This window comes from Salegentibacter profundi, assembly GCF_054121475.1.
The window spans coordinates 392,122-415,588 of the sequence record NZ_JBSYGG010000001.1 but is presented as its reverse complement, the minus strand read 5'-3'; the positions used below and the strand labels follow the sequence as shown (position 1 = coordinate 415,588).

The 23,467-nt window shown below is 38.3% G+C and carries 23 protein-coding genes and 1 tRNA gene; 13 read left to right on the top strand and 11 right to left on the bottom strand.

Annotation, left to right across the window (positions count from 1 at the left end):
- From ACW6NC_RS02000 to ACW6NC_RS01975, 6 genes are all read right to left on the bottom strand, one after another.
- On the bottom strand, positions 1-864 hold the full coding sequence (locus ACW6NC_RS02000; RefSeq protein WP_457863505.1) for a relaxase/mobilization nuclease domain-containing protein: 864 nt from the start codon (positions 862-864) through the stop codon (positions 1-3).
- Positions 861-1,394: a mobilization protein MbpA gene (gene mbpA / locus ACW6NC_RS01995; RefSeq protein WP_457863503.1), complete on the bottom strand. Its 534-nt coding sequence runs from the start codon at positions 1,392-1,394 to the stop codon at positions 861-863. The genes ACW6NC_RS02000 and mbpA overlap by 4 nt, the downstream gene beginning before the upstream one ends.
- Entirely contained in the window at positions 1,381-2,235 is an 855-nt protein-coding gene (locus ACW6NC_RS01990) for a toprim domain-containing protein (RefSeq protein WP_457863501.1), read from the bottom strand. Before ACW6NC_RS01990 ends, mbpA begins: the two co-directional genes overlap by 14 nt.
- A 306-nt stretch (positions 2,236-2,541) precedes the next feature.
- Positions 2,542-3,750 (bottom strand): primase-helicase family protein, encoded by a 1,209-nt coding sequence (locus ACW6NC_RS01985; RefSeq protein ID WP_457863499.1) that lies wholly within the window; start codon positions 3,748-3,750, stop codon positions 2,542-2,544.
- A 590-nt stretch (positions 3,751-4,340) separates the two neighbouring features.
- Positions 4,341-5,561, bottom strand: a complete 1,221-nt coding sequence (locus ACW6NC_RS01980; protein WP_457863497.1) for a site-specific integrase — start codon at positions 5,559-5,561, stop codon at positions 4,341-4,343.
- A 237-nt stretch (positions 5,562-5,798) separates the two neighbouring features.
- A tRNA-Leu gene (locus tag ACW6NC_RS01975) sits at positions 5,799-5,880 on the bottom strand.
- A 191-nt stretch (positions 5,881-6,071) separates the two neighbouring features.
- Here ACW6NC_RS01975 and ACW6NC_RS01970 point away from each other — a divergent pair.
- From ACW6NC_RS01970 to ACW6NC_RS01920, 11 genes are all read left to right on the top strand, one after another.
- Positions 6,072-7,013 carry a ribose-phosphate pyrophosphokinase gene (locus ACW6NC_RS01970; RefSeq protein ID WP_457863495.1) on the top strand — a complete coding sequence of 314 codons (942 nt, stop codon included), beginning with the start codon at positions 6,072-6,074 and terminating at the stop codon, positions 7,011-7,013.
- 102 nt (positions 7,014-7,115) lie between these two features.
- A complete protein-coding gene (locus tag ACW6NC_RS01965) occupies positions 7,116-7,769 on the top strand; it encodes a 50S ribosomal protein L25/general stress protein Ctc (protein ID WP_457863493.1) in 654 nt (217 codons plus the stop codon).
- Positions 7,770-7,899: 130 nt separating this feature from the next.
- Positions 7,900-8,529: an aminoacyl-tRNA hydrolase gene (gene pth, locus ACW6NC_RS01960; RefSeq protein WP_457863491.1), complete on the top strand. Its 630-nt coding sequence runs from the start codon at positions 7,900-7,902 to the stop codon at positions 8,527-8,529.
- 7 nt (positions 8,530-8,536) lie between these two features.
- Positions 8,537-9,475, top strand: coding sequence for a bifunctional riboflavin kinase/FAD synthetase (locus ACW6NC_RS01955; RefSeq protein ID WP_457863489.1), 939 nt, complete (start codon positions 8,537-8,539; stop codon positions 9,473-9,475).
- Positions 9,465-10,784, top strand: a complete 1,320-nt coding sequence (locus ACW6NC_RS01950) for an HTTM domain-containing protein (RefSeq protein WP_457863666.1) — start codon at positions 9,465-9,467, stop codon at positions 10,782-10,784. The genes ACW6NC_RS01955 and ACW6NC_RS01950 overlap by 11 nt, the downstream gene beginning before the upstream one ends.
- Before the next feature lie 54 nt (positions 10,785-10,838).
- Positions 10,839-12,110 carry a serine--tRNA ligase gene (serS, locus tag ACW6NC_RS01945; RefSeq protein ID WP_457863487.1) on the top strand — a complete coding sequence of 424 codons (1,272 nt, stop codon included), beginning with the start codon at positions 10,839-10,841 and terminating at the stop codon, positions 12,108-12,110.
- Positions 12,111-12,154: 44 nt separating this feature from the next.
- Entirely contained in the window at positions 12,155-13,939 is a 1,785-nt protein-coding gene (locus ACW6NC_RS01940) for a tetratricopeptide repeat protein (RefSeq protein WP_457863485.1), read from the top strand.
- Between the two features lie 10 nt (positions 13,940-13,949).
- Positions 13,950-14,267: a DUF4286 family protein gene (locus tag ACW6NC_RS01935; RefSeq protein ID WP_457863484.1), complete on the top strand. Its 318-nt coding sequence runs from the start codon at positions 13,950-13,952 to the stop codon at positions 14,265-14,267.
- Positions 14,268-14,282: 15 nt separating this feature from the next.
- A complete protein-coding gene (gene rsmA / locus ACW6NC_RS01930) occupies positions 14,283-15,113 on the top strand; it encodes a 16S rRNA (adenine(1518)-N(6)/adenine(1519)-N(6))-dimethyltransferase RsmA (protein WP_457863482.1) in 831 nt (276 codons plus the stop codon).
- A complete protein-coding gene (gene mgtE / locus ACW6NC_RS01925; protein ID WP_457863480.1) occupies positions 15,091-16,440 on the top strand; it encodes a magnesium transporter in 1,350 nt (449 codons plus the stop codon). Before rsmA ends, mgtE begins: the two co-directional genes overlap by 23 nt.
- A gap of 128 nt (positions 16,441-16,568) precedes the next feature.
- Positions 16,569-17,549 carry a 2-hydroxyacid dehydrogenase gene (locus ACW6NC_RS01920; RefSeq protein ID WP_457863478.1) on the top strand — a complete coding sequence of 327 codons (981 nt, stop codon included), beginning with the start codon at positions 16,569-16,571 and terminating at the stop codon, positions 17,547-17,549.
- 71 nt (positions 17,550-17,620) lie between these two features.
- On the opposite strand, the gene ACW6NC_RS01915 is transcribed toward ACW6NC_RS01920, so the two are convergent.
- The 4 genes from ACW6NC_RS01915 to ACW6NC_RS01900 form a co-directional block, all read right to left on the bottom strand.
- Positions 17,621-18,271 (bottom strand): SDR family oxidoreductase, encoded by a 651-nt coding sequence (locus ACW6NC_RS01915; RefSeq protein ID WP_457863476.1) that lies wholly within the window; start codon positions 18,269-18,271, stop codon positions 17,621-17,623.
- 112 nt (positions 18,272-18,383) lie between these two features.
- Positions 18,384-19,634, bottom strand: a complete 1,251-nt coding sequence (locus ACW6NC_RS01910; protein ID WP_457863474.1) for an aspartate kinase — start codon at positions 19,632-19,634, stop codon at positions 18,384-18,386.
- A complete protein-coding gene (locus ACW6NC_RS01905) occupies positions 19,631-20,116 on the bottom strand; it encodes an N-acetyltransferase family protein (RefSeq protein WP_457863473.1) in 486 nt (161 codons plus the stop codon). Before ACW6NC_RS01905 ends, ACW6NC_RS01910 begins: the two co-directional genes overlap by 4 nt.
- A gap of 74 nt (positions 20,117-20,190) precedes the next feature.
- Positions 20,191-20,673, bottom strand: coding sequence for an N-acetyltransferase family protein (locus ACW6NC_RS01900; RefSeq protein ID WP_457863471.1), 483 nt, complete (start codon positions 20,671-20,673; stop codon positions 20,191-20,193).
- Between the two features lie 104 nt (positions 20,674-20,777).
- Here ACW6NC_RS01900 and fbp point away from each other — a divergent pair, with 104 nt between their 5' ends.
- Positions 20,778-21,785 carry a class 1 fructose-bisphosphatase gene (gene fbp, locus ACW6NC_RS01895; protein WP_457863665.1) on the top strand — a complete coding sequence of 336 codons (1,008 nt, stop codon included), beginning with the start codon at positions 20,778-20,780 and terminating at the stop codon, positions 21,783-21,785.
- Between the two features lie 69 nt (positions 21,786-21,854).
- Here the strand turns inward: fbp and ACW6NC_RS01890 are convergent, their stop codons facing one another.
- Positions 21,855-22,283 carry a TerB family tellurite resistance protein gene (locus ACW6NC_RS01890; protein WP_457863469.1) on the bottom strand — a complete coding sequence of 143 codons (429 nt, stop codon included), beginning with the start codon at positions 22,281-22,283 and terminating at the stop codon, positions 21,855-21,857.
- Between the two features lie 156 nt (positions 22,284-22,439).
- Between ACW6NC_RS01890 and ACW6NC_RS01885 the strand changes: the two genes are divergently transcribed.
- Complete coding sequence (locus ACW6NC_RS01885) at positions 22,440-23,444, top strand: ligase-associated DNA damage response exonuclease (RefSeq protein ID WP_457863467.1); 1,005 nt, start codon at positions 22,440-22,442, stop codon at positions 23,442-23,444.
- Positions 23,445-23,467 lie beyond the last annotated feature (23 nt).

Genomic DNA, 23,467 nt, shown 5'->3' with positions numbered 1-23,467 from the left:
TCACATTCCCATATCCAGACCTTTTGAGATTGTTTTCTTAATTATTTGTTTTGCTATTGCTTTAGCCATCCCGGAAGAAAGTTCTACCGCTTTCCCGGCCAGATTAAGCTGGGTATTTTCTTTAAGGAAGCTGGAAATACTTTTTTCTGAGGCCAGGCTCTTGCCAATATTCCCACCGGTCATCGAGCGGTGTATCTCACTACCTTTAAGGTTATACCCATCAAACTCAAACCGAAATCCCTGGAGTTTATTCGCTTTATTAATCGAAGGAATCACTTTAACCCCATTGGTTTCCATTGCTTTAATATAGGCGGGAAAAGTACGTGGCTTAAACTGTTTCATCGTTAGATCGTGCCGTCTCTTAATCTCCGTTCTAATGGCCAATAAGTTATGTTCTTTCTCCCATTGCACCTGTTTCACTGTAGTCAGCTGCATTCTTTCCGCTACTTTCTCTGCAGCATGCTGACTCCGTTTTCCTATAAAACTATCCTTGTAGGCCTGACCTTTAAAATCAATACGGTTTACATAAAGATGAATGTGTTTATGGGATTTATCCTGATGAACAAAAGCAATCGCTTGGCGATCTTTTAGATCCATCTCCTTCATAAAATTCTCACATATCTTCGATAATTCTTTTTTCTGCAGGTATTTCCCATCATCGATAGTAGGGCTAATCACAAAGGAGAGTGTATTCTTCTCGCAATTCTGATTTAGCTCCTGGATAAACCTGAATTCTTCAGTCACCTCTTTAGGAGTCTCCCCTATAATATTTTGAGAGTAGACTATCTTAGCATCTTTCTCCTGGTTCCAACCATAGGACATGGAGGCCCGGGTGTGTGAAATGGATTTGCCTTTACCTATCATTGCTTTAAATCTTTAAGTTTGGATTTAATTGTGTTGGCAAGAGCGTAAACCTCTTTGGTCAGCTTAGGATCTTTCCTTCGGAACATATTTCCGATGGATTTAAAGTTGTTATGAAACTTCAGCAGGGTTTTATAGATTTCAATATGATCATCAGAAAGTCGCTCTTTGATCTCCTTTTCAAAAACCGCTCTTCTACAATAATCACTAATGGTAATTCCGCTGTGTTTAGCTTTGATCTTAAGGAGCTTTTTTTCATAAATCGTGCATCTGAATTTCACCAGCTCACTTTTCCCCTTAAACATCTTTTTTTTATTGCGACCATCGGGAGAAATCAAGATTGTGTCCACAGACACACATCTTGAATTACCTTCCAAATTTCTACCAGATTCTGAAGTTTTTACTTCCCGGTAATCTTCTGTAGAAACCTCATTTTGCTGACTCTCCAGAGGTATTGGAAGGAAATATTGATGATCAGGTTTTAATTTTTTCTGAAGATCATCTTTGTTATTAAATTCTTCAGAGCCCTTCATTTTTTAGTTTTTCATTCAGGTCTTTATAAGGCTTATAAGAATCACTTTTATCGGTGATATTGGGATAAAGGTTTAAAAGCATTCCGGTAGCTTTTATTCCTGCAGGATCATTATCCAGGTAGAGAAGTACCTGTTTATATTTTGGAATCAATGATTTTATCTTTTCAATAAAAGCTAAAGAGTTCAGGACAACAGCGTCTGAATTCTTTACCAGCTTCTCATTCATAGATGCCAGGGAAAGAAAATCGAACATCCCTTCTGTAATCAGTAGATTTTTAGATCCTTTTTCAAAGAAGGAAAAGGTTTTTGGGCTACTGGAATTTTTAAAGTATTTATTTCTGAATTCCCAACCGCCTTTATGATTCTCAAGGCCAATGGCAAAATATTGTTTGTCTTTCCAACGGTACCGAACTTGATAACAATATCGCAATGCTATTTTAACTGGAATTCTCCTAGATTTTAAATAGTTTATTAATGCAGCATGACTCAGAGGTTCCACAGCTGTAATTTGAATTTTTCTTTTTTTTAAAGGCTGTTTTTTGGGTGGATTGAAATAGGGGGTTACTTTATCTTGCTGTAAATATTGTAAAGCCTCTTTAACCTTACAATCGTTTATAAGGCATACCAGATCAATTAAATTTCCGCCTTTTCCCATTCCGAAGTCATACCAGCTGTTGCGTATTTTAGAAACCTTAAAAGAGGCCTGTGTTTCTGACCGTAGGGGACTCAGAAACCAGGCTTCTTTTTCCGTTGTGCTGCTGGGAAAGTGCCCCAGCTTTGCGAGGCTTTTGACGATGCAAATGTTGCGGGCTTTTTCACAGCTTAATCTTTCTTTTTTCATCAGCATTTTTTTTAAATAGTATTAGCTCGGTTTGTGATTTTGAATTCCTACCTCATTTTTGGCATCATTATTTTTTGATGACAGTTTGATGACATTTTGATGACAGCCTAAACCCTTGCTATCACTGGTCTAATCTTATTCTGTCATCAATCATCAAAAAATAGAAGGATATAAAACCCTTTTCTTTCAAAAGCAGCCTTTATTTTGATGAGATGATGATAGCGCACGGGAGCCCCTGTAAACACTGGGGGTTCTCCGGCATCATTTTGTCATCAGTTCATCATTTTTTTCCTCGGGAGCCCTAATTCAGCCAGGTTGCTGCTCTGGAAAATTTTCTGTCAGAAACATTTTATTTATAGTGAAATAGCGGCCTTTGCCATCTGTGAAAGTGGTGCTTCCATCACCCCAAATGGTAAACTTTTGATACTTATGGGAATTAGGCTGGCTCTCTAGCTTCCAGTCCTTCTTTAGTATTTTTCGTATTTGTGTAAGATCGGTGCGAAGCCTGGTTTTACCTATGGCATTCAGGGCATCCATAGGACAAATGTTGACCTCTTCCAGGTCGTGATTTTCCATGACCATTAATAGAATATTGGCTAGCTCTTTTTCGATCCGGTTTTTATTATGCTGTACCAGTTTCCGTAAAGCAGGTGTTTCTATTTGTTCAGCAGAAAACCACATCCGGGTTTGGTGGCTAGTTGATAGTTTTCGATTTTTCAGGTAAAACAGGAAAGCCGGGATTTCTGCTCTAAGCGTTTCTAAAAAATCAGTATGTTCCTTTTTGATATTAGGGACTTTGATGACCCAAAAACGGGTTTCATGATGGTCGATTTTAATAAAATTCTCTTCATTATTGCTGCACAGGACAAACTTTCCGAAGAACTCCACTTCACGTTTATCTTTTCCTTTGGCCTCAAGCTTATTGATATTGGTGGTACTTAAATATTTTATTCTTTCGGTAAGCTCTTCTTTATTGAATAGCACTTCATCAATACAGATCAGGAGTTTATTGGCCCAATCGGAATTAAATTGACTGGTAAAGCTATCATTGGTGAGGTAGGTAAGATTGTTTTCGAATATGAGCTTTAACCACTTAAGAAAAGTGCTTTTTCCGGTAGAGCGTTCTCTGGAGACCAGGCAAAGAATAGGGAGGATCTGGATAGGTTTTATAAATAAAAGCTGCAGGTAATCCAGGCCCAGTTCGTAGTGATCGCCAAAGATATGGCGGACGAATTCCAGGGATACAGGGCAATTCCCCTCTTCTAATTTATGGCTAAGTGGGGCATAGGTATTATAGAAATTGTAATGTGAATATTTAAAGTTTATATGATCAGGAATACAGGTAAAGCCATCGAATTTTGGAATTGCGGCCAGATAGGTTTTACCGTGATCTTGTCGAATGGTCTCAATATTCCAGGAAACCATGGATTCATTTACCTGGCCTGAAATACTGGGCGTTTTTACCAATTTGTAATACTGAGTTCCAACTCTGATATATGAGTTCGGATTCTTCATTGATGAAATTAATTCATTAGTTGTAATAACTGATTAATAGTCAATTAAATTTACAAAAATGAATTAATAAATGAATATAAAACACCAATAATATATTTTGATTGAGAATAATGTAATTTGATATACCAGAATGATTTATGTAATGCAGAAAGATATCATTTGATATAAAATGATCATTTGAGGCTTAGAATCTAAAAATGGAAATCTCATAGAAAAATGAGGGAAACTGAAGAATTATGACAAAATTTCGAAATAGTCGCCTAAAATTTATTCAATTCAGCATAAAATTATCCCGTTATAGATCAGGATGAAAGATGGTTTTCTGCTATTTATTTTTTGATTCAGATTCCAGAAAATTGAACATAAAAAAAGGCGGATAAATCATCCACCTTTTGCCCCAAATCTACCATGAACTTAACCTACTTATGTTATGGCCTTGCGAACATAAGAAGAAAGGAGGCACTGCAAAAAACTTTCAGCCCAACAACTTAAATACTTGGTGAATGCCTTCTTTGACAAACGATTTGTAGGAAAATTCCTATATTCAAGAATGGAAGCGTGTAGGATGAATAGAAAAAACTGGTTAAATTTTATTTGTTCTCTTTGGCAGCCATTCGTCCTCTTAGATTATTCATATCCTCACTTAACCTGTTGTCTAAAATCTTTGCGTAATGCTGGGTGGTTTTTAATGATCTATGCCCAAGCATTTTGCTTACACTCTCAATAGGTACCCCATTTGAAAGTGTAACTGTTGTAGCGAATGTATGTCTTGCCATATGGAAAGTTAGGTTCTTATTAATTTCGCACACGTCGGCAATTTCCTTTAAATAACTATTGGTTTTTTGATTTGAAAATACAGGAAGCAATGTACCCTTAGGATTTTCAAAATTTCTGTATTTTTTAATTATCTCTTCCGGAACGGTTAAAAGGGGGATACTACTAAGAGACTTGGTTTTTGTCCTCTTAACTTTAATCCATTGGGTGCCATCAACACCTATAATAATATCATTAGAAGTGAGTTTGGAAACATCAGAGTATGACAAACCGGTGTAACAAGAGAAAAGAAAGATATCTCTTACCTGTTCCATCCTGGGGATGGTGAAGCCTTTTTCCATTATTTTAATAATTTCTTCTTTGGTCAAAAACTCACGATCAATAACCTGGCGTTTAAGCTTGAAATTATAAAAAGGATCATTGTCGATCCAACCGTTGGCAACGGCAACCCGAACAATTTTTTTGAAATAGGCTAAATATTTTAAAGCTGAATTATGAGAATGGTTCAGTTCGGTTTTGAGATAGTATATAAAACTATTGATAAATTTAGTGTCAATATCTCTCACACGATAATCTTCTGCATTATAGTTAGATGAAATGAAATTAGTTAAGTGTTTTTCTGTGGTCTTGTAACGCTGAAGCGTTCTAAAAGAATAATCTTTTCCGACCAGTTTTTTCATTCTGAAATTATGGTCCTCGAACATTTGAAGAATTCCTTTTTTGGAATCGTCATTACCTATATAAATATCCTTTAATAAGGTAGCTGTAACATTTTCCCCTGAATCCTGAAGTTTTTGATATATCTCATATATACGATTCCTCATAATATCGAGATTCCTATTTATTAATTTAGCTTCCTTAGAATAGCCCTTATAACAATTGGCTTTTGAATTCCATTTGTTCAATTCCACTTTTCTCATTGCGCTGACTTCAGCTCGTTTCCCATTGTAGGTAATTCTCATATAAATGGGTACTTTTCCTTGTTTGTCAACTTTTCGTCTCTTGATATAGAAGAGAATAGATAGTAAATTCTGCATAATGGTTTCCTTTAGATGGCTAAATTTAACCAATTATATTTAATTTAAACACCTGTAAATATCGGTATATCAAACCATTGCACCCTATTCGGTGACCTATTTTTGAAACTCAAAAAGGTCACCGAATAGGACACTTTTCATACCTATTTAAATGATATTATTTGATATCATAAAAAAAGAAAAACCCCATAAACAGTGAAGTTTATGGGGTTTTGGCTTCATTTGAAGTCTTAAAAGTACTCGAGGCGGGAATCGAACCCGCACGACCGAAGTCACTGGATTTTGAATCCAGCGCGTCTACCAGTTCCGCCACTCGAGCCTAGTGGAGCGCAAAATTATAAAAAAAATCTGTTTTGGAAGCGAGAATTTTTGATTTTTAATCGGTTTGAAAAGCTAATATGTAACTTGTTTAAAATATTTTATAAGCAATTGCACGTTAGGGCTCTTAAACAGATATAATTTTTAAATTTGCTGCGCACAGTTTTAATAACACTTTAACAACACAACACCATGTCTACTTTTCATCCCGACGCAAAAATTTTTAATTGCACCCAAAGCAGGGAGCTTGCTGAAAAAATTGCGGCTTCCTATGGTTCTAAACTTGGAAATGTAATTACATCCACTTACAGCGACGGGGAATTTCAGCCTTCTTTTGAGGAATCGGTTAGAGGTTCTCGAGTTTTTATTATTGGGTCAACTCATCCTGGTTCTGACCACCTAATGGAAATGCTTTTAATGCTTGATGCAGCCAAACGCGCTTCCGCCAGACATATCACAGCGGTGATCCCATATTTTGGTTGGGCAAGGCAAGACCGAAAGGATAAACCCCGGGTGCCAATCGCTGCAAAGATGGTTGCCAGTATACTGGAAACTGCTGGGGCTACAAGAATAATCACTATGGATCTTCACGCTGATCAAATTCAGGGATTCTTCGAAAAACCGGTTGATCATCTCTTTGCCTCTACCGTGTTTCTTCCTCACTTACGGGCGCTAAATCTGGATAATTTAACGATTGCTTCTCCGGACATGGGTGGCTCAAAAAGGGCTTATGCCTATTCCAAGGCCTTAGAAAGCGATGTGGTGATCTGTTATAAACAAAGAGCAAAAGCCAATAAGATTTCCCATATGGAATTAATCGGGAATGTAGAAGGAAAAAATGTGGTTTTAGTGGACGATATGGTGGATACCGCAGGGACTTTAACTAAAGCTGCCGATGTGATGATGGAACGCGGAGCAATAAGTGTTCGAGCTATCTGTACCCATCCAGTCCTTTCCGGTGAAGCTTATGACCGCATTGAAAACTCTAAACTACAGGAGTTAATTGTTACTGATTCAATTCCTCTTAAAAAGAAAAGTAAAAAGATTAAAGTAGTAACCTGCGCTGATCTTGTAGCAGATGTAATGAAGCGGGTTCATGAAAACGAGTCAATTAGCTCAAAATTCATAATGTAGTTCCATATTAAAATTAAGAATACAGATATTTGCAAATAATTCATTTTTAAGTTTTTAATAGACACAAAAAAGTTTACTTTTGCAGCCTAAAATTTTTCAACAATGAAATCAATTACGATCAACGGATCTAAAAGAGAAAGCGTAGGAAAGAAAGCCACCAAGGCCCTACGTAATGCTGGACAGGTTCCTTGCGTATTATACGGGGGAGATGCCAAGCCGTTGCATTTTGCAACAGAAGAAATTTCGTTTAACAACCTTGTGTACACCCCAGATGTGCATACTGTGGAGATTAAGTTCGAAGATGGTGAGAAATTTAATGCCATCCTTCAGGACATTCAATTCCACCCGGTTACCGATGCAATTTTGCACGTAGATTTCTATCAAATTAGTGATGATAAACCAATCACTATGGAAATTCCTATCCATACCGAAGGTGTTGCCAAAGGAGTTAAAAATGGTGGTGTTTTACGTTATAATTTGCGTCGTTTGAAAGTAAGAGGTTTGGCTAATGAATTGCCGGATTATATTACTGCAAACGTAACCAAACTTAAAATTGGTCAAAAGCTTTATGTTACTGCTGTAGCCGATGATAGTTATGAAATCCAACATCCGGATAACACGGTAATTTGTCAGGTAAGAACATCCCGTAATATTGTTGCTATTGAGGATGAAGATGAAGACGAGGTACCAGCAGATGAAGTGCCATCAACTGAAACAGATGACGCTGCTGCAGTAAAAGAAGGAGAAGATAATTAATCTTTTTATTCTTGGTAAAAATATAGAAGCATCCCTTCCAGGGATGCTTTTTTATTAAAAGATTGTCCGTGCTTTTCCGAACCTTCGTTGTAAAGAATTTTAATAATTTTATATTTACCAAAAGAAAATTATGCTTTCTTTCTTCGGAAGATTACTCAATAATAAAAGGCACTGGGAAGAAGAAACAGATCCTATGAAGAAATTTTTGATAGTGGGGCTAGGGAACATCGGCCAAAAATATGAAAATACCCGGCATAATATAGGATTCAGAATTCTGGATTTCCTGGCCGAAAAGGAAAAGATCAGTTTTAGCACTGATAAACTAGGAGATATCGCTCGTTTTAATTTTAAAGGCAGAACCTTTGTCTTATTAAAACCCTCCACCTATATGAATCTTAGCGGAAAGGCTGTTAATTACTGGCTCCAAAAGGAAAAGATCTCACTGGAAAATCTGTTGGTTATTACAGATGATCTGAATCTCGATTTCGGAACCTTACGTCTTAAGACCAAAGGTAGTGACGGAGGACATAATGGTCTTAAAGATATTCAGAATACTTTGAATACGACTAAGTATAATCGCTTTAGGTTCGGAATAAGCGATGAGTTTTCTAAAGGGAACCAGGTTGATTATGTACTGGGAGAATGGGGGGAAGAGGAACTTAGAAAGCTCCCAGAAAGGCTTGAAAAATCGTACGAACTTATAAAATCGTTCGCAACTGCAGGAGTGAACAATACAATGAATACCTTTAACGGAAAATGATCTGGCTTTGAAAACACATAATGGAGCTAACGCCTTTATCAGCGAGCGACCAACGGTGGTTACGATTGGCACCTTTGATGGGGTCCACGCTGGTCACCGAAAAATTATAGACCGTTTGGTTAATACTGCCAAGGCCGGTAATTTAGATTCGGTAATCCTCACTTTTTTTCCACACCCACGAATGGTCCTGCAACAGGATTCTGAAATAAAACTAATCCATACCATTGAAGAACGAAAGCGTATACTTTCAGAAACGGGGGTGGATCATCTTGTCATTCACCCATTTACCCGTCAGTTTTCGCGGCTTACCGCTCTTGAATTCGTAAGGGATATCTTAGTGAATAAACTTAAGGCCAGCCATGTTATTATTGGCTACGATCATCGTTTTGGTCGAAACCGGACTGCCGATATCACAAACCTGAAAGAATTTGGCAAACAGTTTGGTTTTGAAGTGGATGAAATTACAAAGGAGGAAGTGGATCAGGTTGCAGTGAGTTCCACCAAGATAAGGAAAGCCTTGCTGGATGGCCGTGTAGAACGAGCTAATAATTATCTCCAACAGCCGTTCTCACTATGTGGAGCAATAGTCAAAGGTCGTGGTTTAGGAAGAGATTTTAATTACCCAACTGCAAACCTTCAAATTGCTGAAGATTATAAACTCATTCCAAAAAATGGGGTTTATGTGGTCAGGTCCGAAATTGATGGGGAAAGTTTTTTTGGAATGATGAATATTGGAACTAATCCTACTGTGGGCGGAGAGGAAAGGACAATTGAAACTTACTTTTTTAACCTTGATAAAGACTTGTACGGAAAAACTCTTAGGATTGAAATGCTGGTGAGAATAAGGGATGAAAAGAAATTCGATTCTATTAATGCTCTTAAAAATGCTATGAAACAAGATGAAGCTTTTTCAAAGCAATACATCAAGGATAACTATGCTCAATAGGTGGCTTTTTAAAGAAATAGATAATTCGGCACTCATTGTTTTTAGAGTATTTTTTGGGTTGCTAATCACTATCGAAGCCTGGGGCTCTATTTGGACGGGTTGGATAAAACGAACTCTTATTGAGCCACAATTCACCTTTAATTTTATAGGTTTTGAATTTCTTCAGCCTCTCCCCGGTGACGGAATGCTTTGGTATTATGGTGTTATGGGACTTTTGGGCATTTTTGTAATGCTGGGGTTCAAATACCGGCTTAGTATGTTTGCTTTTGGGGTAATGTGGGCGTCAGTTTACCTGATGCAGAAGTCCTCTTACAACAATCATTACTATTTATTGATGCTGCTTTGCATGATATTTGTTTTTCTACCGGCACACCGATATTTTTCCATTGATGCCTGGAAAAATAAAGATATCAAAAATATATCTATGCCTCGCTGGGTCTGGCTGGTGATAGTCCTACAGTTATGGATTGTTTTTACTTACGCCTCAGTTGCAAAGATGTATCCAGACTGGCTGGATGGAACCCTACCGGCAATTTTAATGAAAAGCAAGCAGGATTATTGGCTTGTAGGTGAATTTCTTCAACAATGGTGGGTGCGTTACGCCATCGCTTATTTTGGATTGTTATTTGATTTGCTCATTATTCCCGCTCTTCTTTGGAAGAAAACTAGACTTTTGGCCTTCCTGGCAGCGATTTTCTTTCACCTTTTCAATAGCTTTATTTTTCATATAGGGATATTTCCGTATCTCTCACTTGCCTTTAGTCTTTTCTTCTTTCCTTCAGAAAAGATCAATAAATGGTTTCTCTTCAGTAGAAAACCATATTATGATGGTGAAGAAATTAAAATACCAAAACACCGGAACATCATTGTTTTTCTTATTTCAGGGTGGTTTATAGTGCAAGTGTCCCTGCCTTTGCGTCACTGGTTCTTTAAGGATAATGTCCTATGGACAGAAGAAGGTCACCGATTAAGTTGGCGTATGATGTTACGTTCCAAAGGAGGAAGGAGCACTTTTAAAGTGGTGGAGAAAGGCACGACTGATACCATATACGTAAAGAAATCAAACTATCTCTCAAACAAACAACTTCGAGCAATTAATTCTAAACCCGATATGCTCTGGCAATTTGCCCAACGTTTGGAAGAAGAGTATGCTAGAGAGGGAAAGGAGATTGAAGTGTATATCGATGCCCAGGTAAGGGTTAATGGCAGACCGGCAGAACAGTTCACTGATCCTACAGTTGATATGGCAGCGGAAAAATGGGAACATTTTAAACACAAAGACTGGATTTTACCTTCTAAATTAGACTAAAACATTTCGGGGCTTTTGTTACATTTGCTGCTTTAAACCGGTAGAAACAAAGCTATGTTACAAGTCAATAATATAAGAGCGCATAAAGAACAATACATAAGGGCGTTGGCAAAAAGGAATTTTGAGGCTAAGGCTGTTCTGGATGAGGTGTTAGCCCTCGACGAAACGCGGCGAAACACCCAAACGAGTCTCGACGATATTCTGGCTGAATCCAATAAACTTTCTAAGGAAATTGGGAAATTATTCAAAAATGGTGAACACCAAAAAGCCAATTTAATCAAAGAAAGGACTGGAAGATTAAAAGAAAACTCTAAAGAACTTTCAGAAAAGCTTTCTGTCACTATCGAAAAACTAGAACAGTTGCTCTTTACCATTCCAAATGTGCCCCATGAGGATGTACCAGCAGGAGTTAATGAAGAGGATAATGAAGTGGTATTCAAAGAAGGCGATGTTCCTGACCTAGAACTTAACGCACTTCCTCACTGGGAACTAGCTAGAAAATATGATATTATTGATTTTGAACTTGGAAATAAAATCACGGGGGCAGGTTTCCCAGTTTATAAAGGGAAAGGTGCTAGGTTGCAACGGGCCCTTATCTCGTATTTCCTGGACAGAGCTACTGAGGCTGGATATACTGAATTCCAGGTACCTTTAATGGTAAATGAAGCTTCTGGATTTGGTACAGGACAACTGCCAGATAAGGAAGGACAGATGTACCATATGGGCGAGGATAATCTATATATGATCCCAACGGCCGAAGTTCCTATTACCAATATGTTCCGCAACAATCTTCTAAACGATAAGGAACTTCCGATTTCCTGTACCGGGTATACCCCTTGTTTTAGAAGAGAAGCTGGTTCTTATGGCGCTCATGTTCGTGGACTGAACCGCCTCCACCAGTTTGATAAGGTAGAGCTTGTAAGAATTGAAAAACCTTCTGACTCTTATGTGGCCTTAGATAAGATGGTAGACCACATAAAAGAATTGCTAAGGGACCTCAAATTGCCTTATCGTATTTTGCGTTTATGTGGAGGGGATCTTGGGTTTACTTCGGCTCTCACTTACGATTTTGAAGTTTTCTCAACTGCGCAGGATCGCTGGTTAGAGATAAGTTCAGTTTCAAATTTTGAAACCTTCCAGGCAAACCGCTTGAAACTTCGATACAAAGATAAGAATGGAAAGAAGGAGCTCGTACACACGTTAAATGGGAGTGCTCTAGCTCTGCCTCGTGTACTTGCTGGGATTCTAGAGAATTACCAAACTGAGGACGGAATTAAAATTCCTGAGGTTTTAGTTCCTTATACTGGCTTTGATCGGATAGATTAACCTACTGAAATTCACTGCAAAACAAGTCAAATTCTTATCTTTACATGATGCAGAATTTGCTTTTAATATTCGTTTTCTTTTTGGGGGTTTTTCAACTCAATGGCCAGTCAGACGATCTTGCTCGAAATTTCTTTGACCAGGGCGAATACGAGAAGGCCATGAAAATCTATCAGCAGTTAATCAAAGAAAATCCTGGGAATCCTGTTTTTTTCTATGGTCTGATTTCTTCATATCAACAACTTGAAAAGTTTGATGATGCTGAGGAGTTATTACGGGAAAAACTTGAAAATACAGCCAATAATCCCAATTTACTAATTGAACTTGGCCATAATTTCGAATTAAGGGAAAATGCTACAAAAGCGGAAGAATTTTACAGAGAAGCTCTGGATGCGATAGACGCCCGGCCTAATTATGCTTATGGCATCGCCAGGGCATTTGAAAAATACAATTTGTTGGATGAAGCGGCCACAGCTTATGAAAAAGGAATGGCCCTTCACAGTGATCACAATTTCAACCTTCAATTAGCAAGGATCTATGGTGAACAAGGAAAGATCGAAGAGATGTTTGTTAATTATCTGGAACTTATCGAGGAAAATCCCAATCTGTTCCATGTCGCCAACCGGGAATTTGGCCGATATATCACCGAGGATGCCAAATCGGAAGCCAATTTGATCTTTCGAAAATTGTTACTTAAAAAGCTACAGGAGAATCCTCAAGTTTTTTATAATGAAATGTTAGCCTGGTTATTCATTCAGCAAAAGGATTTTGATAAAGCCTTCGCTCAGGAAAAAGCGATATATCGACGGGGAGAAGTTGGTTTACGAGATATTCTTAAGCTCGCTGTTCTGGCTGAAAGTGCTGGAGATTTGCAAATAGCCAAAGAAATCGTTGCTTATGTCATAGAAGAAGCCCCGTCAGAAAATATTGTTCTGCAGGGAAAACAATTTTTGCTTAACCTGGAATCAAAGGATGTTAATCCAAATTTGGAAGAGATTGAAAAGGAATATCAATCTCTTTTTGAAGAATTCGGACTCGGTTTAAAAACCCTGAATCTTCAGCTGGATTATACTCGCCTTCTTGCTTTTAATTTAGGTGAGCCAGAGCGCGCTATAGCTCAACTTAGAAATTTGCCAGAAAAAGCCCGGTCAAATTACGACAAGGCCCGAATAAAAATGCAGCTTGCTGATGTGTTGGTTATGGAAGAGAAATTTAATGAGGCCTTGATTTATTATTCTCAGATACAAAACCTTGTTAAGAATGACGAGATGTCTCAACAAGCCCGTTTTAAAGTGGCTAAAACCAGTTATTTTAAAGGGGATTTTAAGTGGGCCAAAACCCAGTTGGATGTCCTTAAATCTTCTACTTCTCAACTCATTGCAAACGATGCCATGGAGCTTAGTTTACTGATTGAGGATAATTCCATTAAGGATACCTCTCAATTGGCGTTAAAAAAATTTGCCAGAGCTGATCTCTTGGCATTCCAGGGGAAAGATAAGACTGCCATCGAGACTCTAGATACAATTCTTATCAACCATAAAGGATCTAAGATTGAGGATGAATCCCTTTTAAAACAGGCAAAACTCTACGAAAATATCGGAGAATATGAGAAGGCAGAATCGAATTATCTTCAAATTATAAAATATTTCAATACAGATATTCTTGCCGATAATGCGAATTATTATCTTGCCGAACTCTATTTGAATCATCTCAATAATCCAGGAAGGGCTAAGGATTATTACGAGCAAATAATCTTTAACTTTGCTGATAGTATTTATTTTCTAGAAGCCCGTAAAAAATATCGTCGCCTTAGGGGTGATATCATCGAATAATATATTCCCTATGTACATCTATAATGTAACAATTAATATCGAAGAGTCTGTCCATGAACAATGGCTAGACTGGATGAAAACCGAGCATATTCCAGATATGTTAGATACCGGAAATTTCATAAAGGCTCTAATGACACGTGTTATGGTAAAAGAAGAAATGGGTGGAATCACTTACTCTGTGCAATACACTGCACCAGATAAAGAAAGCCTGGAGAATTATTATCGGGAGCATGCTCAGGATTTGCGTTCACGGGGAAAAGCCTTCAAAGGGAAAATGGTGACTTTTCGCACAGAACTTGAGGTGATCACCGAGCAGAAATCTAATTAGAAACACCGGTATTTGATGGGGAAATCTCGTAAAAAACGTACAGCTGGCCTTTCTGAATATGAGGTCAGGGCAAAAAAACATCTGGGACAACATTTCCTTACCGATGAAAAAATTGCTGAGAAAATTGCAGACACTTTAAAATTCTCGGACTATAAAAAAGTACTTGAGGTTGGACCGGGGATGGGTGTTCTAACTAAATATTTGCTACAGAAGGATGCTGAAATTCATGTAATTGAAATCGATGCTGAAAGTGTTGCTTACCTCCACGAGAACTATCCTCAACTTGAAGGTCGAATTCATGAAAAGGATTTTTTGAAGTTTAACCTTTCTGAAATTTTTGGTGACCAACCATTTGCTGTTATCGGTAATTTCCCATATAACATCTCAACACAGATTGTATTTAAAGTGCTGCAAATGAAAGAGCAAATTCCTGAATTTTCGGGGATGTTTCAAAAGGAGGTAGCAAAACGTATTTGTGAGAAAGAAGGCAATAAAACTTATGGGATCCTATCGGTTCTGGTTCAGGCCTTTTATGAAGCCGAATATCTTTTTACGGTACCTCCTTCGGTTTTTAATCCACCTCCAAAGGTAGAAAGTGGAGTATTGAAATTAACCCGGAAGCAAAATTTGAAATTAGCCTGTGATGAAAAGCTTTTTTTTAGAATTGTTAAAACAGCTTTTAATCAACGCCGAAAAACTCTTAGAAATAGCTTAAAAAGTTTCAATTTACCCAATAGTTTAAGGGAAGATGCTATATTTGACAAGCGTCCTGAGCAACTGGGCCACGATGCATTTATTGAATTGACCTTAAAAATTCAGCCCTATGCAATTTCAGATCAGCAATGAGTTAATAGAAAAAATAAAATTCCTCGTAGAAGAAAAAAACAACGAGGAACTGCTTTTGCACCTTGAAGATGTGCATCACGCCGATATTGCTGAAATCCTTACCGAACTAAGCCTGGAAGAAGCTGTTTATGTAGTAAAACTGCTGGATAGTCAGAAGACAGCCGAAGCTTTGATGGAACTAGAGGAAAATGTCAGGGAACGGATTCTCGATACCCTTACTCCTAAAGAGATTGCGGATGAGCTTGAGGAAATGGATACCGATGATGCAGCGGATATTATTTCTGAATTATCCCTGGAACGCCAGCAGAATGTTATCGCTGAAATGGCCGATGAGGAACATGCCGATAATATTGTGGAATTGTTGCGTTATGATGAAAATTCTGCGGGGGGTCTGATGGCCAAAGAGTTAGTAAAGGTCAATGAAAACTGGAGTGTCACTGGTTGTATGACCGAAATGCGTCAACAAGCGGAAAATGTGACTCGGGTTCATTCTATTTACGTGGTCGATGATAAGAATAAATTGAAAGGAAGGTTGTCTTTAAAGGACCTTCTTACTGCACCTAGTCACGCCAATATCAGTGATGTTTATATCCCCCAGGTTGATTACGTGAACGTGCATACCGATGGGGAAGAAGTTGCCCGGGTAATGCAGAAATATGATTTGGAGGCTATCCCCGTGGTGGATGAAATGGGGCGTTTGGTAGGTCGGGTAACCATTGATGATATCGTAGATTTTATCAAAGAGGAAGCGGAAAAGGATTATCAGATGGCAGCAGGTATTTCTGAAGGGGTAGAAGCAGATGACAGTCTATGGCGCCTAACCCGTGCACGCCTACCCTGGTTGGTGCTCGGTCTTTTTGGTGGATTAGGGAGTGTATACGTGATGCAGGGTTTTGAAGAAGCTCTCGCACGTTTTCCAGTATTATTCTTTTTTACACCTCTTATTGCTGCAATGGCTGGAAACGTTGGTGTACAATCCAGTGCGATAATTGTTCAGGGTCTGGCAAATAACAACTTAAAGGGGAGCCTTTTTAACCGGCTTTTAAAGGAGCTGGGCCTTAGTCTTATCAATGGTGTGGTCCTTGGGTTATTAATTATAATTTTCGGACAGCTAGTGGGGCAACCCCAACTTGTAAGCCTTACCATAGCTGTTTCCTTATTAAGTGTCATTATTTTGGCAGCCTTAATAGGTACTTTTGTACCTATTATCCTGGATAAACGCGGAGTTGATCCTGCAATTGCAACCGGACCATTCATTACAACAAGCAACGATATTTTTGGAATTTTTCTTTTCTTTTATTTATCCAAGGTTATCCTTGGTTTTTAGAAGCTCTGTCTTCGATTTTTCCTTGTTTCGGCATCATTCTTTATCTTTGCTGGTTAGGTTTGGAGCTTCAGGCGAAAGTTTCTGAAAGCCAGCCGTTTCATTAATTTTTTAGAATTAAAACAAAAAAAATGATCATTTTACACGCTGATACCAATCATCCAACCCTTATAAAACAACTGGAGGAAGCCGGTCACCATAATATCGAAGCTTACACCCAAAGCAGGGAAGATACATTGGCTAATCAACACCTATATGACGGGATTGTCATCAGAAGCCGATACACCATTGACAAGGAATTTATAGATGCGGCTCCCAACCTAAAATTTATAGCAAGGGTAGGGGCTGGACTAGAGAGTATTGATGTAGAATATGCTAGGGAGCACAATATCGAATTGTTCTCTGCCCCTGAAGGAAACCGAAATGCCGTAGCCGAACATTCTCTAGGAATGCTTTTATCTCTTTTCAATAAACTGAATAAGGCTGATCGAGAAGTAAGAGATGGATTATGGCATAGGGAGGAAAACCGAGGGCTGGAACTGGATGGAAAAATCATAGGTATTATAGGCTATGGAAATATGGGAAAAGCTTTTGCCAAAAAGTTAAAAGGTTTTGAGGTGGAAATACTCTGCTATGATATAAAGGAAAATGTAGAGGATGAAAATGCCAGACAGGTATCTCTTGAAGAATTTTGCAATAAGGTAGATGTAGTAAGCCTGCATACCCCGTTGACACCTCAAACCAATCAAATGGTAAATAAAGAATTCATTGGAAAATTTAAAAAACCTTTTTGGTTTATCAATACTGCACGTGGGAAAAGCGTCGTTACGGAAGATCTGGTAGAAGCTCTTAAGGATGGCAGAATTCTGGGCGCTGGCCTGGATGTTTTGGAATATGAAAAAGATTCCTTTGAAAGTTTGTTTTCAAATAAGAAAAATATTGCCCTTAGTGTAGAAAATAATATTCCCAGAGCAATGCAAGAATTAATGTTTTTACAAAATGTTATTCTTAGCCCTCATGTAGCAGGGTGGACGGTGGAATCTCATAAAAAACTGGCCAGTGTTATAGCAGAAAAAATAATTGGAAAATTCGGGGAAGGAGATAAGAAATAGCTCCCAAATAAAAAATTTAAAAGGTCTGCATTTGAAATTAATTTCAAATGCAGACCTTTATCCTTCAGCCATTAATTATTCTGGCTCAATTCAATTAATGCAGATTTTATAGATTCCTCACCTTCTAAAGCTTCAAAAGCCATATTCTTGGCCAGTGGGTCAGCCAGACACATTACCAGTAAGAAAGCTACGTCATCGCGAGAGATTTCCCCATGCTCTTCAAGTTTTGGTGCAATTTTTACCTTAGCAAGGCCAAGATCATCATTTAAGGCTCCGGGTCTTACAATTGTGTATGGAATACCACTGTCTACAAGATAATCATCAGCTTCTTTTTTTGCTTTCAGATAATGTTCCAAGTCCTTATTTTGGGAAGGATCATCCGTTCCCATAGCACTGAGCATGATGAACTTTTTTACTTTATATTTTTTAGCAGCATCCACCATTTTCTTTGCACCTTCCTGGTCTACACTTGTGGTTTTGTCTGGTCCTGTTTTACTACCTGAACCGGCTGTAAATATTACCCTATCGATCTTTTTAAAGGCGTGGTCGATATCTTCTTCTAGATCAGCAAAAACAGTTTCAACATCCATATCATCAAACATCTGCTTTTGTGACTCATCCCGAATCATTGCGATAGGTTTAAAATTTTGAGTATTGTTGAGAATTTCAATCACCCTTTTTCCCGTATGTCCTGTCGCTCCAGCGATAAGTATCCTTTCCATAGTATTTTTTTTGAATTATCGTATAAGTTGAAAGATAAGAATGAAATAAAAATTTCCCTAAGACAAGTTATAGAATAACATGAAATTAACAGGCGTGGGACTAAACATACAATTAATCCCGCGTAACCAACTGAACTGTATCCCGCGTTATTTGTTTTAGGAGAATTTCCTTATCCTTTTCCAGACTAGCTATTGCTACATCATTGAAATGCCGGATGGTATACAGGGAAACTCCTTTATTATATTTTACCCTGAATCTGGCTTTTAAATGTTGGATAAGTTTTTCCAGCCGGTTAAATCTGTTATCAACACATACTGAGAAACTAATCGCTGAATTTTGAATGAGATCCACCTTCATTTGATAATGATGAAAAAGCCTGAAAATTTCACTTATATTTTCTTCCATCATGAATGAAAAGTCAAGGGATGAAAGCGAAATGAGGACAAGGTTTTTTTTGACTATGAAACAGGGAATTTTAGGTTCAATCCTATGGCCTCTCCTTACTGAAGTGCCGGTGCCATCAGGGTCTACAAATGATTTCACGTACAGTGGGATTTCTTTTTTCTGAAGCGGCTGCAGAGTCTTTGGGTGAATCACCGAAGCGCCGTAGAAAGCGAGTTCTATGGCTTCTTCATAAGAGATCTGGTTGAGCAGAGAAGTTTTGGTAAATTCTCGGGGATCTGCATTTAGGACCCCGGGAACATCTTTCCAAATACTTAAACTTTCAGCATTAAGACAATAGGCGAAAATACCAGCGGTATAATCACTTCCTTCCCTTCCCAGAGTAGTGGTAAAATTATCTGGATCCGAGGCGATAAACCCCTGCGTAATATGTATTTGGTTTCTGTTGATAGTTTCTTCAATGGCTTCCTGAGTATCTTCCCAGTTTACTTGAGCGTCACGATAAGTACTGTCGGTTTTAATGACAGTTCGTGCATCCAGCCAGGTATTTTTATAATTATGAAGATTAAGATACTCACTAATAATGGTCGTCGAAAGTAATTCTCCGTAACTCACAATCTGATCATACACATAATCATAGCGATTGGATTTATTGTGCTCCATGAAATTCCGAAGCTCCTTAATTAAAGCGGCAATTTTGGAATATACCGGATTAGACGTATCTGGGAAGAGTTCTCCTGCAATTTCCAGGTGTGACTTTTCAATGGTCAGAAATTCTTCCGGAACCCTGTTATCCTTCAGGTATTTTATCACCACGTTTTCGAAGGCATTGGTAGTTTTTCCCATCGCTGAAATTACAATAAGAAGTCTCCCATGGTCCTTAGAAGTCAGTAAGTTTAATAGATTTTTTATGGCCAGAGGATCTTTTACTGAAGCTCCTCCAAACTTGTATATTTTCATTCTAGTTTCTCAACGTTTTTTTGGATCCCGCTTTCGTCCATATGTACGGTATACCAGTTTTTTTTAATTTCGGCGCCGGTATTTTCATAGAATTCAATGGCGTTTTTGTTTCCTTCAGAAACTACCCATTCCACGCGTCTAACGCCATTTTCATAGGCATATTTTACTACTTGGTTATAAAGAGCCCCACCCAGACCAGTCCCCCTCATTTTTTTTCGAACAATTAGGTCTTCGAGGTGAACGGTCCGACCTTTCCAGGTGGAAAATCGGAAATAAACCAATGCCATTCCTTCGATTCTTCCTTTAACTTCAGCTACAAAACATTTAAAGTGTTTCTCCTTAAAACCCTCATTTATCAAATCATCTAGATGAATTTCAACTTCATCGGCGGCATTTTCATATTCGGCCAGTTCTTTGATAAGTTCAAGAACTGCAGGCATATCCTCGCGGTTAGCCTCCCTGATAATATAATCAACACTCATAATTTCTGCTTTTTAGTTGGTATACATCAAAATTAGGAATAGATTTATTAAATATACAGGGGCTTAGCTTTAAATTAACGGGCTTTTTTTAAATATTCCTCCATTGCCTGCTCATCCATCTGAACGGTACACCAGTCGTCAAATACTAACGCTCCACTTTTAGTATAGAAATTCTTTGCTGGGGTATTCCAATCCAGCACTACCCATTCCACCCGTTTTACTCCTTGTTCTTTAGCGTATTCGATTACTTTGGTATAGAGCGCTTTACCTAAACCTTTCTGCCTGAATTCCTTTCTGATTACCAGATCTTCTAAATGCACTGTTTTTCCTTTCCAGGTTGAATAACGATAATAGCAAAGGGCCATTCCTTCAATTTTACCATTTACTTCTGCAACAAAACAGATAAAAGAGGGTTTCTCGCCAAATCCATCTCTTTTAAGGTCTTCGGCAGTGATTATTACGGCGTCGGGTTCTTTTTCGAATTCAGCAAGCTCTTGAATAAGCTCCAAAACAGCTGGCATGTCTTCCGGAACTGCTTTTCTGATAATATAATCCATATTAAAATTTGTTTATAACAAAAGTACAACTTGAAATATATTATTTACGAAAACGTTGTAGCAAGTATAATTTTTAGATATTTTTGACCAACAAAATCAAGATGATGGCTAAGCAATATCAAACTCTGGGAGAATTTATAATTGATAATCAGGCCGACTTTCCTTATTCATCTGGTGAGCTGTCCAGATTAATAAATTCTATCCGCCTTGCTGCAAAAGTGGTAAATCACGAGGTAAATAAGGCCGGACTGGTAGATATTATTGGAGCTTATGGAGAAACCAACGTCCAGGGAGAAGACCAACAAAAACTGGATGTTTACGCTAACCAGAAATTTATTCAAACCCTTACTAACAGGGAGATTGTTTGTGGAATAGCTTCTGAGGAAAATGACGACTTCATCACAATTTCTGGATGCAATAACGATCATAAAAATAAATATGTGGTCCTGATGGATCCTTTAGACGGAAGTTCTAATATCGATGTAAATGTTTCTGTTGGAACAATTTTTTCTGTTTATCGGCGGGTAACACCTATTGGCACGCCGGTTACCAGGGAAGATTTCCTCCAACCCGGGAATAAACAGGTGGCTGCAGGTTATATAATTTACGGGACCTCCACCATGCTGGTTTATACCACTGGACATGGGGTGAATGGTTTTACCTTAAACCCTGCACTTGGCTCTTGGTATCTTTCCCATCCTGATATGAAGTTTCCTGAGAATGGAAGAATCTATTCTATTAACGAAGGTAATTATGTGCATTTCCCCGAAGGAGTAAAAAAATATATCAAATACTGCCAGGAGGAGAAGGAAGACAGACCTTATACTTCCAGGTATATCGGATCCATGGTTTCCGATATTCATAGAAACATGATAAAGGGGGGAATATTCATTTACCCAAAAAGTTCGAAAGCTTTCAATGGTAAATTACGCCTGCTCTATGAATGCAACCCTATGGCCTTTATCATTGAACAGGCCGGAGGAAAAGCCAGTGACGGCTTCTCCCGGATTATGGACATCCAACCGAAGGAGTTGCATCAGCGAGCACCATTTTTTGCAGGAAGCAAGAACATGGTGGAGAAAGCAGAAGAATTTATGAAGCTATTTAAGTAGAAGCTATTTCGGCCGGAAATAAAAAATCCCGCTTTTGCGGGATCTGGTATACATTATCTTAAATCGGAATTATTCTTTTCTATCAAGTAATAACCTATAGTCTTCGAAATTTATTTGTCCTGAAAAAATCTGTATGGAACGTTTGATAATAGTTTCAGAAGCCTTACCTGAGAACCCGAGCCCGATAGCATAACGTTTAATCAATTCCTCTTCCTCTCGGTCAATATGACTATCGGCAAATATAATTTTGAAAAGATCATGTAAACGCTCCAGACGTTGTTCAACACTATTATATGAGTTAACCGGAAATTCTTCTGGATTTCTCACTACCGACTTATATTCTGACTCGGTAATGTCCAGTTTTCCGGCGAAACGTTTTAATAGAACTTCCTCTTGTTCATTGATTTCTCCATCCACACTGGCAAGGTTGACAATGCAGGCAAAATGGTTAATATTTCGGAGATGTTCTCCCGATCCGAATAAATCTGAAATTGACATTTGATTGAATTTTATACTACAAATATAGCTAAAGCCAAAAGTATTTTCTTTTAAAAGTCTGCTAAAAAGCAGGTTGGTTTGGACTTTCCCTAATCTTTTCTTAATCGTTTTTTTATAAAAGACAATTTGGGTAATTTCAATTACAAGCAAGGAAAAATGGATAAACCTCTTTTAGTATTTGATCATAAGGGTATTTATTGTTCCATAGCAGATGTCTATATCGATCCCTGGAGACCAGTGGGAAAAGCAATCATTTCCCATGGTCATGCGGATCATTCCCGCTCTGGCCATAAAAAATATATAACCCATCATAACAATGTTCCTATCATTAGACACCGGTTAGGGGATGTGGAAGTAAGTGGCAGGGGATGGAATGAAAGTTTTACCATTAATGGAGTGAAGTTTTCCCTGCATCCTGCTGGCCATATTATCGGATCTTCTCAAATACGGGTAGAGTATAAAGGGGAGATCTGGGTTTTTAGCGGCGATTATAAGGATGAAAACGATGGATTGACGGTGCCATTTGAACCTATAAAATGTCATACTTTTATTACCGAATGTACCTTTGGTCTTCCTGCTTTCAAATGGCAACCCCAAAAGGAAGTTTTTGAAGAGATTAATTCCTGGTGGGGCCAGAACCGGGAAAACGGTATGACCTCGGTGCTATTTGGTTATTCTCTAGGTAAGGCCCAACGCCTTTTAAAACATTTAGACCCTTCCAACGGAAAAATTTTCACCCATGGAGCAATAGAAAATATGACTGATGTCTTGAGGTCCAAAGTAAATTTACCCAAGACCATCAGGGTAACTGGAGATGTCAGGAAGGAGGAAATTAAAGGTAATATGGTAATAGCTCCACCCAGTGCGCACGGTACCCCCTGGATGAAAAAAATGCAACCTTATGTAAGCGCATCTGCAAGCGGATGGATGACCTTTAGAGGAGCCAGGAGAAGGCGTGCCATTGACCGTGGGTTTGTCTTATCCGACCATTGTGACTGGCAGGGATTATTAAAATCAATAAAAGCTACAGGAGCCGATAAAATAATTTGCACCCATGGTTATACCGAAATATTCTCCCGTTTTTTATCCGAACAGGGCTATGATGCTCGAACTGTAGACACGCAATTTGAAGGTGAAGCGGGAGAAATGTTAATACAATGAAAATCAACAATTAGATGGTTTAC

Bases quoted from the DNA above. Each gene is read 5' to 3' on its own strand.
- ACW6NC_RS02000 (WP_457863505.1), bottom strand. From the start codon at position 864: ATGATAGGTAAAGGCAAATCCATTTCACACACCCGGGCCTCCATGTCC.
- pth (WP_457863491.1), top strand. From the start codon at position 7,900: ATGCTTTCTTTCTTCGGAAGATTACTCAATAATAAAAGGCACTGGGAA.
- ACW6NC_RS01970 (WP_457863495.1), top strand. From the start codon at position 6,072: ATGTCTACTTTTCATCCCGACGCAAAAATTTTTAATTGCACCCAAAGC.
- ACW6NC_RS01940 (WP_457863485.1), top strand. From the start codon at position 12,155: ATGATGCAGAATTTGCTTTTAATATTCGTTTTCTTTTTGGGGGTTTTT.
- mgtE (WP_457863480.1), top strand. From the start codon at position 15,091: ATGCAATTTCAGATCAGCAATGAGTTAATAGAAAAAATAAAATTCCTC.
- ACW6NC_RS01890 (WP_457863469.1), bottom strand. From the start codon at position 22,283: ATGTCAATTTCAGATTTATTCGGATCGGGAGAACATCTCCGAAATATT.
- ACW6NC_RS01900 (WP_457863471.1), bottom strand. From the start codon at position 20,673: ATGGATTATATTATCAGAAAAGCAGTTCCGGAAGACATGCCAGCTGTT.
- mbpA (WP_457863503.1), bottom strand. From the start codon at position 1,394: ATGAAGGGCTCTGAAGAATTTAATAACAAAGATGATCTTCAGAAAAAA.
- ACW6NC_RS01910 (WP_457863474.1), bottom strand. From the start codon at position 19,634: ATGAAAATATACAAGTTTGGAGGAGCTTCAGTAAAAGATCCTCTGGCC.
- ACW6NC_RS01965 (WP_457863493.1), top strand. From the start codon at position 7,116: ATGAAATCAATTACGATCAACGGATCTAAAAGAGAAAGCGTAGGAAAG.
- ACW6NC_RS01990 (WP_457863501.1), bottom strand. From the start codon at position 2,235: ATGAAAAAAGAAAGATTAAGCTGTGAAAAAGCCCGCAACATTTGCATC.
- ACW6NC_RS01920 (WP_457863478.1), top strand. From the start codon at position 16,569: ATGATCATTTTACACGCTGATACCAATCATCCAACCCTTATAAAACAA.
- ACW6NC_RS01985 (WP_457863499.1), bottom strand. From the start codon at position 3,750: ATGAAGAATCCGAACTCATATATCAGAGTTGGAACTCAGTATTACAAA.
- ACW6NC_RS01885 (WP_457863467.1), top strand. From the start codon at position 22,440: ATGGATAAACCTCTTTTAGTATTTGATCATAAGGGTATTTATTGTTCC.
- ACW6NC_RS01935 (WP_457863484.1), top strand. From the start codon at position 13,950: ATGTACATCTATAATGTAACAATTAATATCGAAGAGTCTGTCCATGAA.
- serS (WP_457863487.1), top strand. From the start codon at position 10,839: ATGTTACAAGTCAATAATATAAGAGCGCATAAAGAACAATACATAAGG.
- ACW6NC_RS01905 (WP_457863473.1), bottom strand. From the start codon at position 20,116: ATGAGTGTTGATTATATTATCAGGGAGGCTAACCGCGAGGATATGCCT.
- ACW6NC_RS01950 (WP_457863666.1), top strand. From the start codon at position 9,465: ATGCTCAATAGGTGGCTTTTTAAAGAAATAGATAATTCGGCACTCATT.
- ACW6NC_RS01915 (WP_457863476.1), bottom strand. From the start codon at position 18,271: ATGGAAAGGATACTTATCGCTGGAGCGACAGGACATACGGGAAAAAGG.
- ACW6NC_RS01980 (WP_457863497.1), bottom strand. From the start codon at position 5,561: ATGCAGAATTTACTATCTATTCTCTTCTATATCAAGAGACGAAAAGTT.
- rsmA (WP_457863482.1), top strand. From the start codon at position 14,283: ATGGGGAAATCTCGTAAAAAACGTACAGCTGGCCTTTCTGAATATGAG.
- fbp (WP_457863665.1), top strand. From the start codon at position 20,778: ATGGCTAAGCAATATCAAACTCTGGGAGAATTTATAATTGATAATCAG.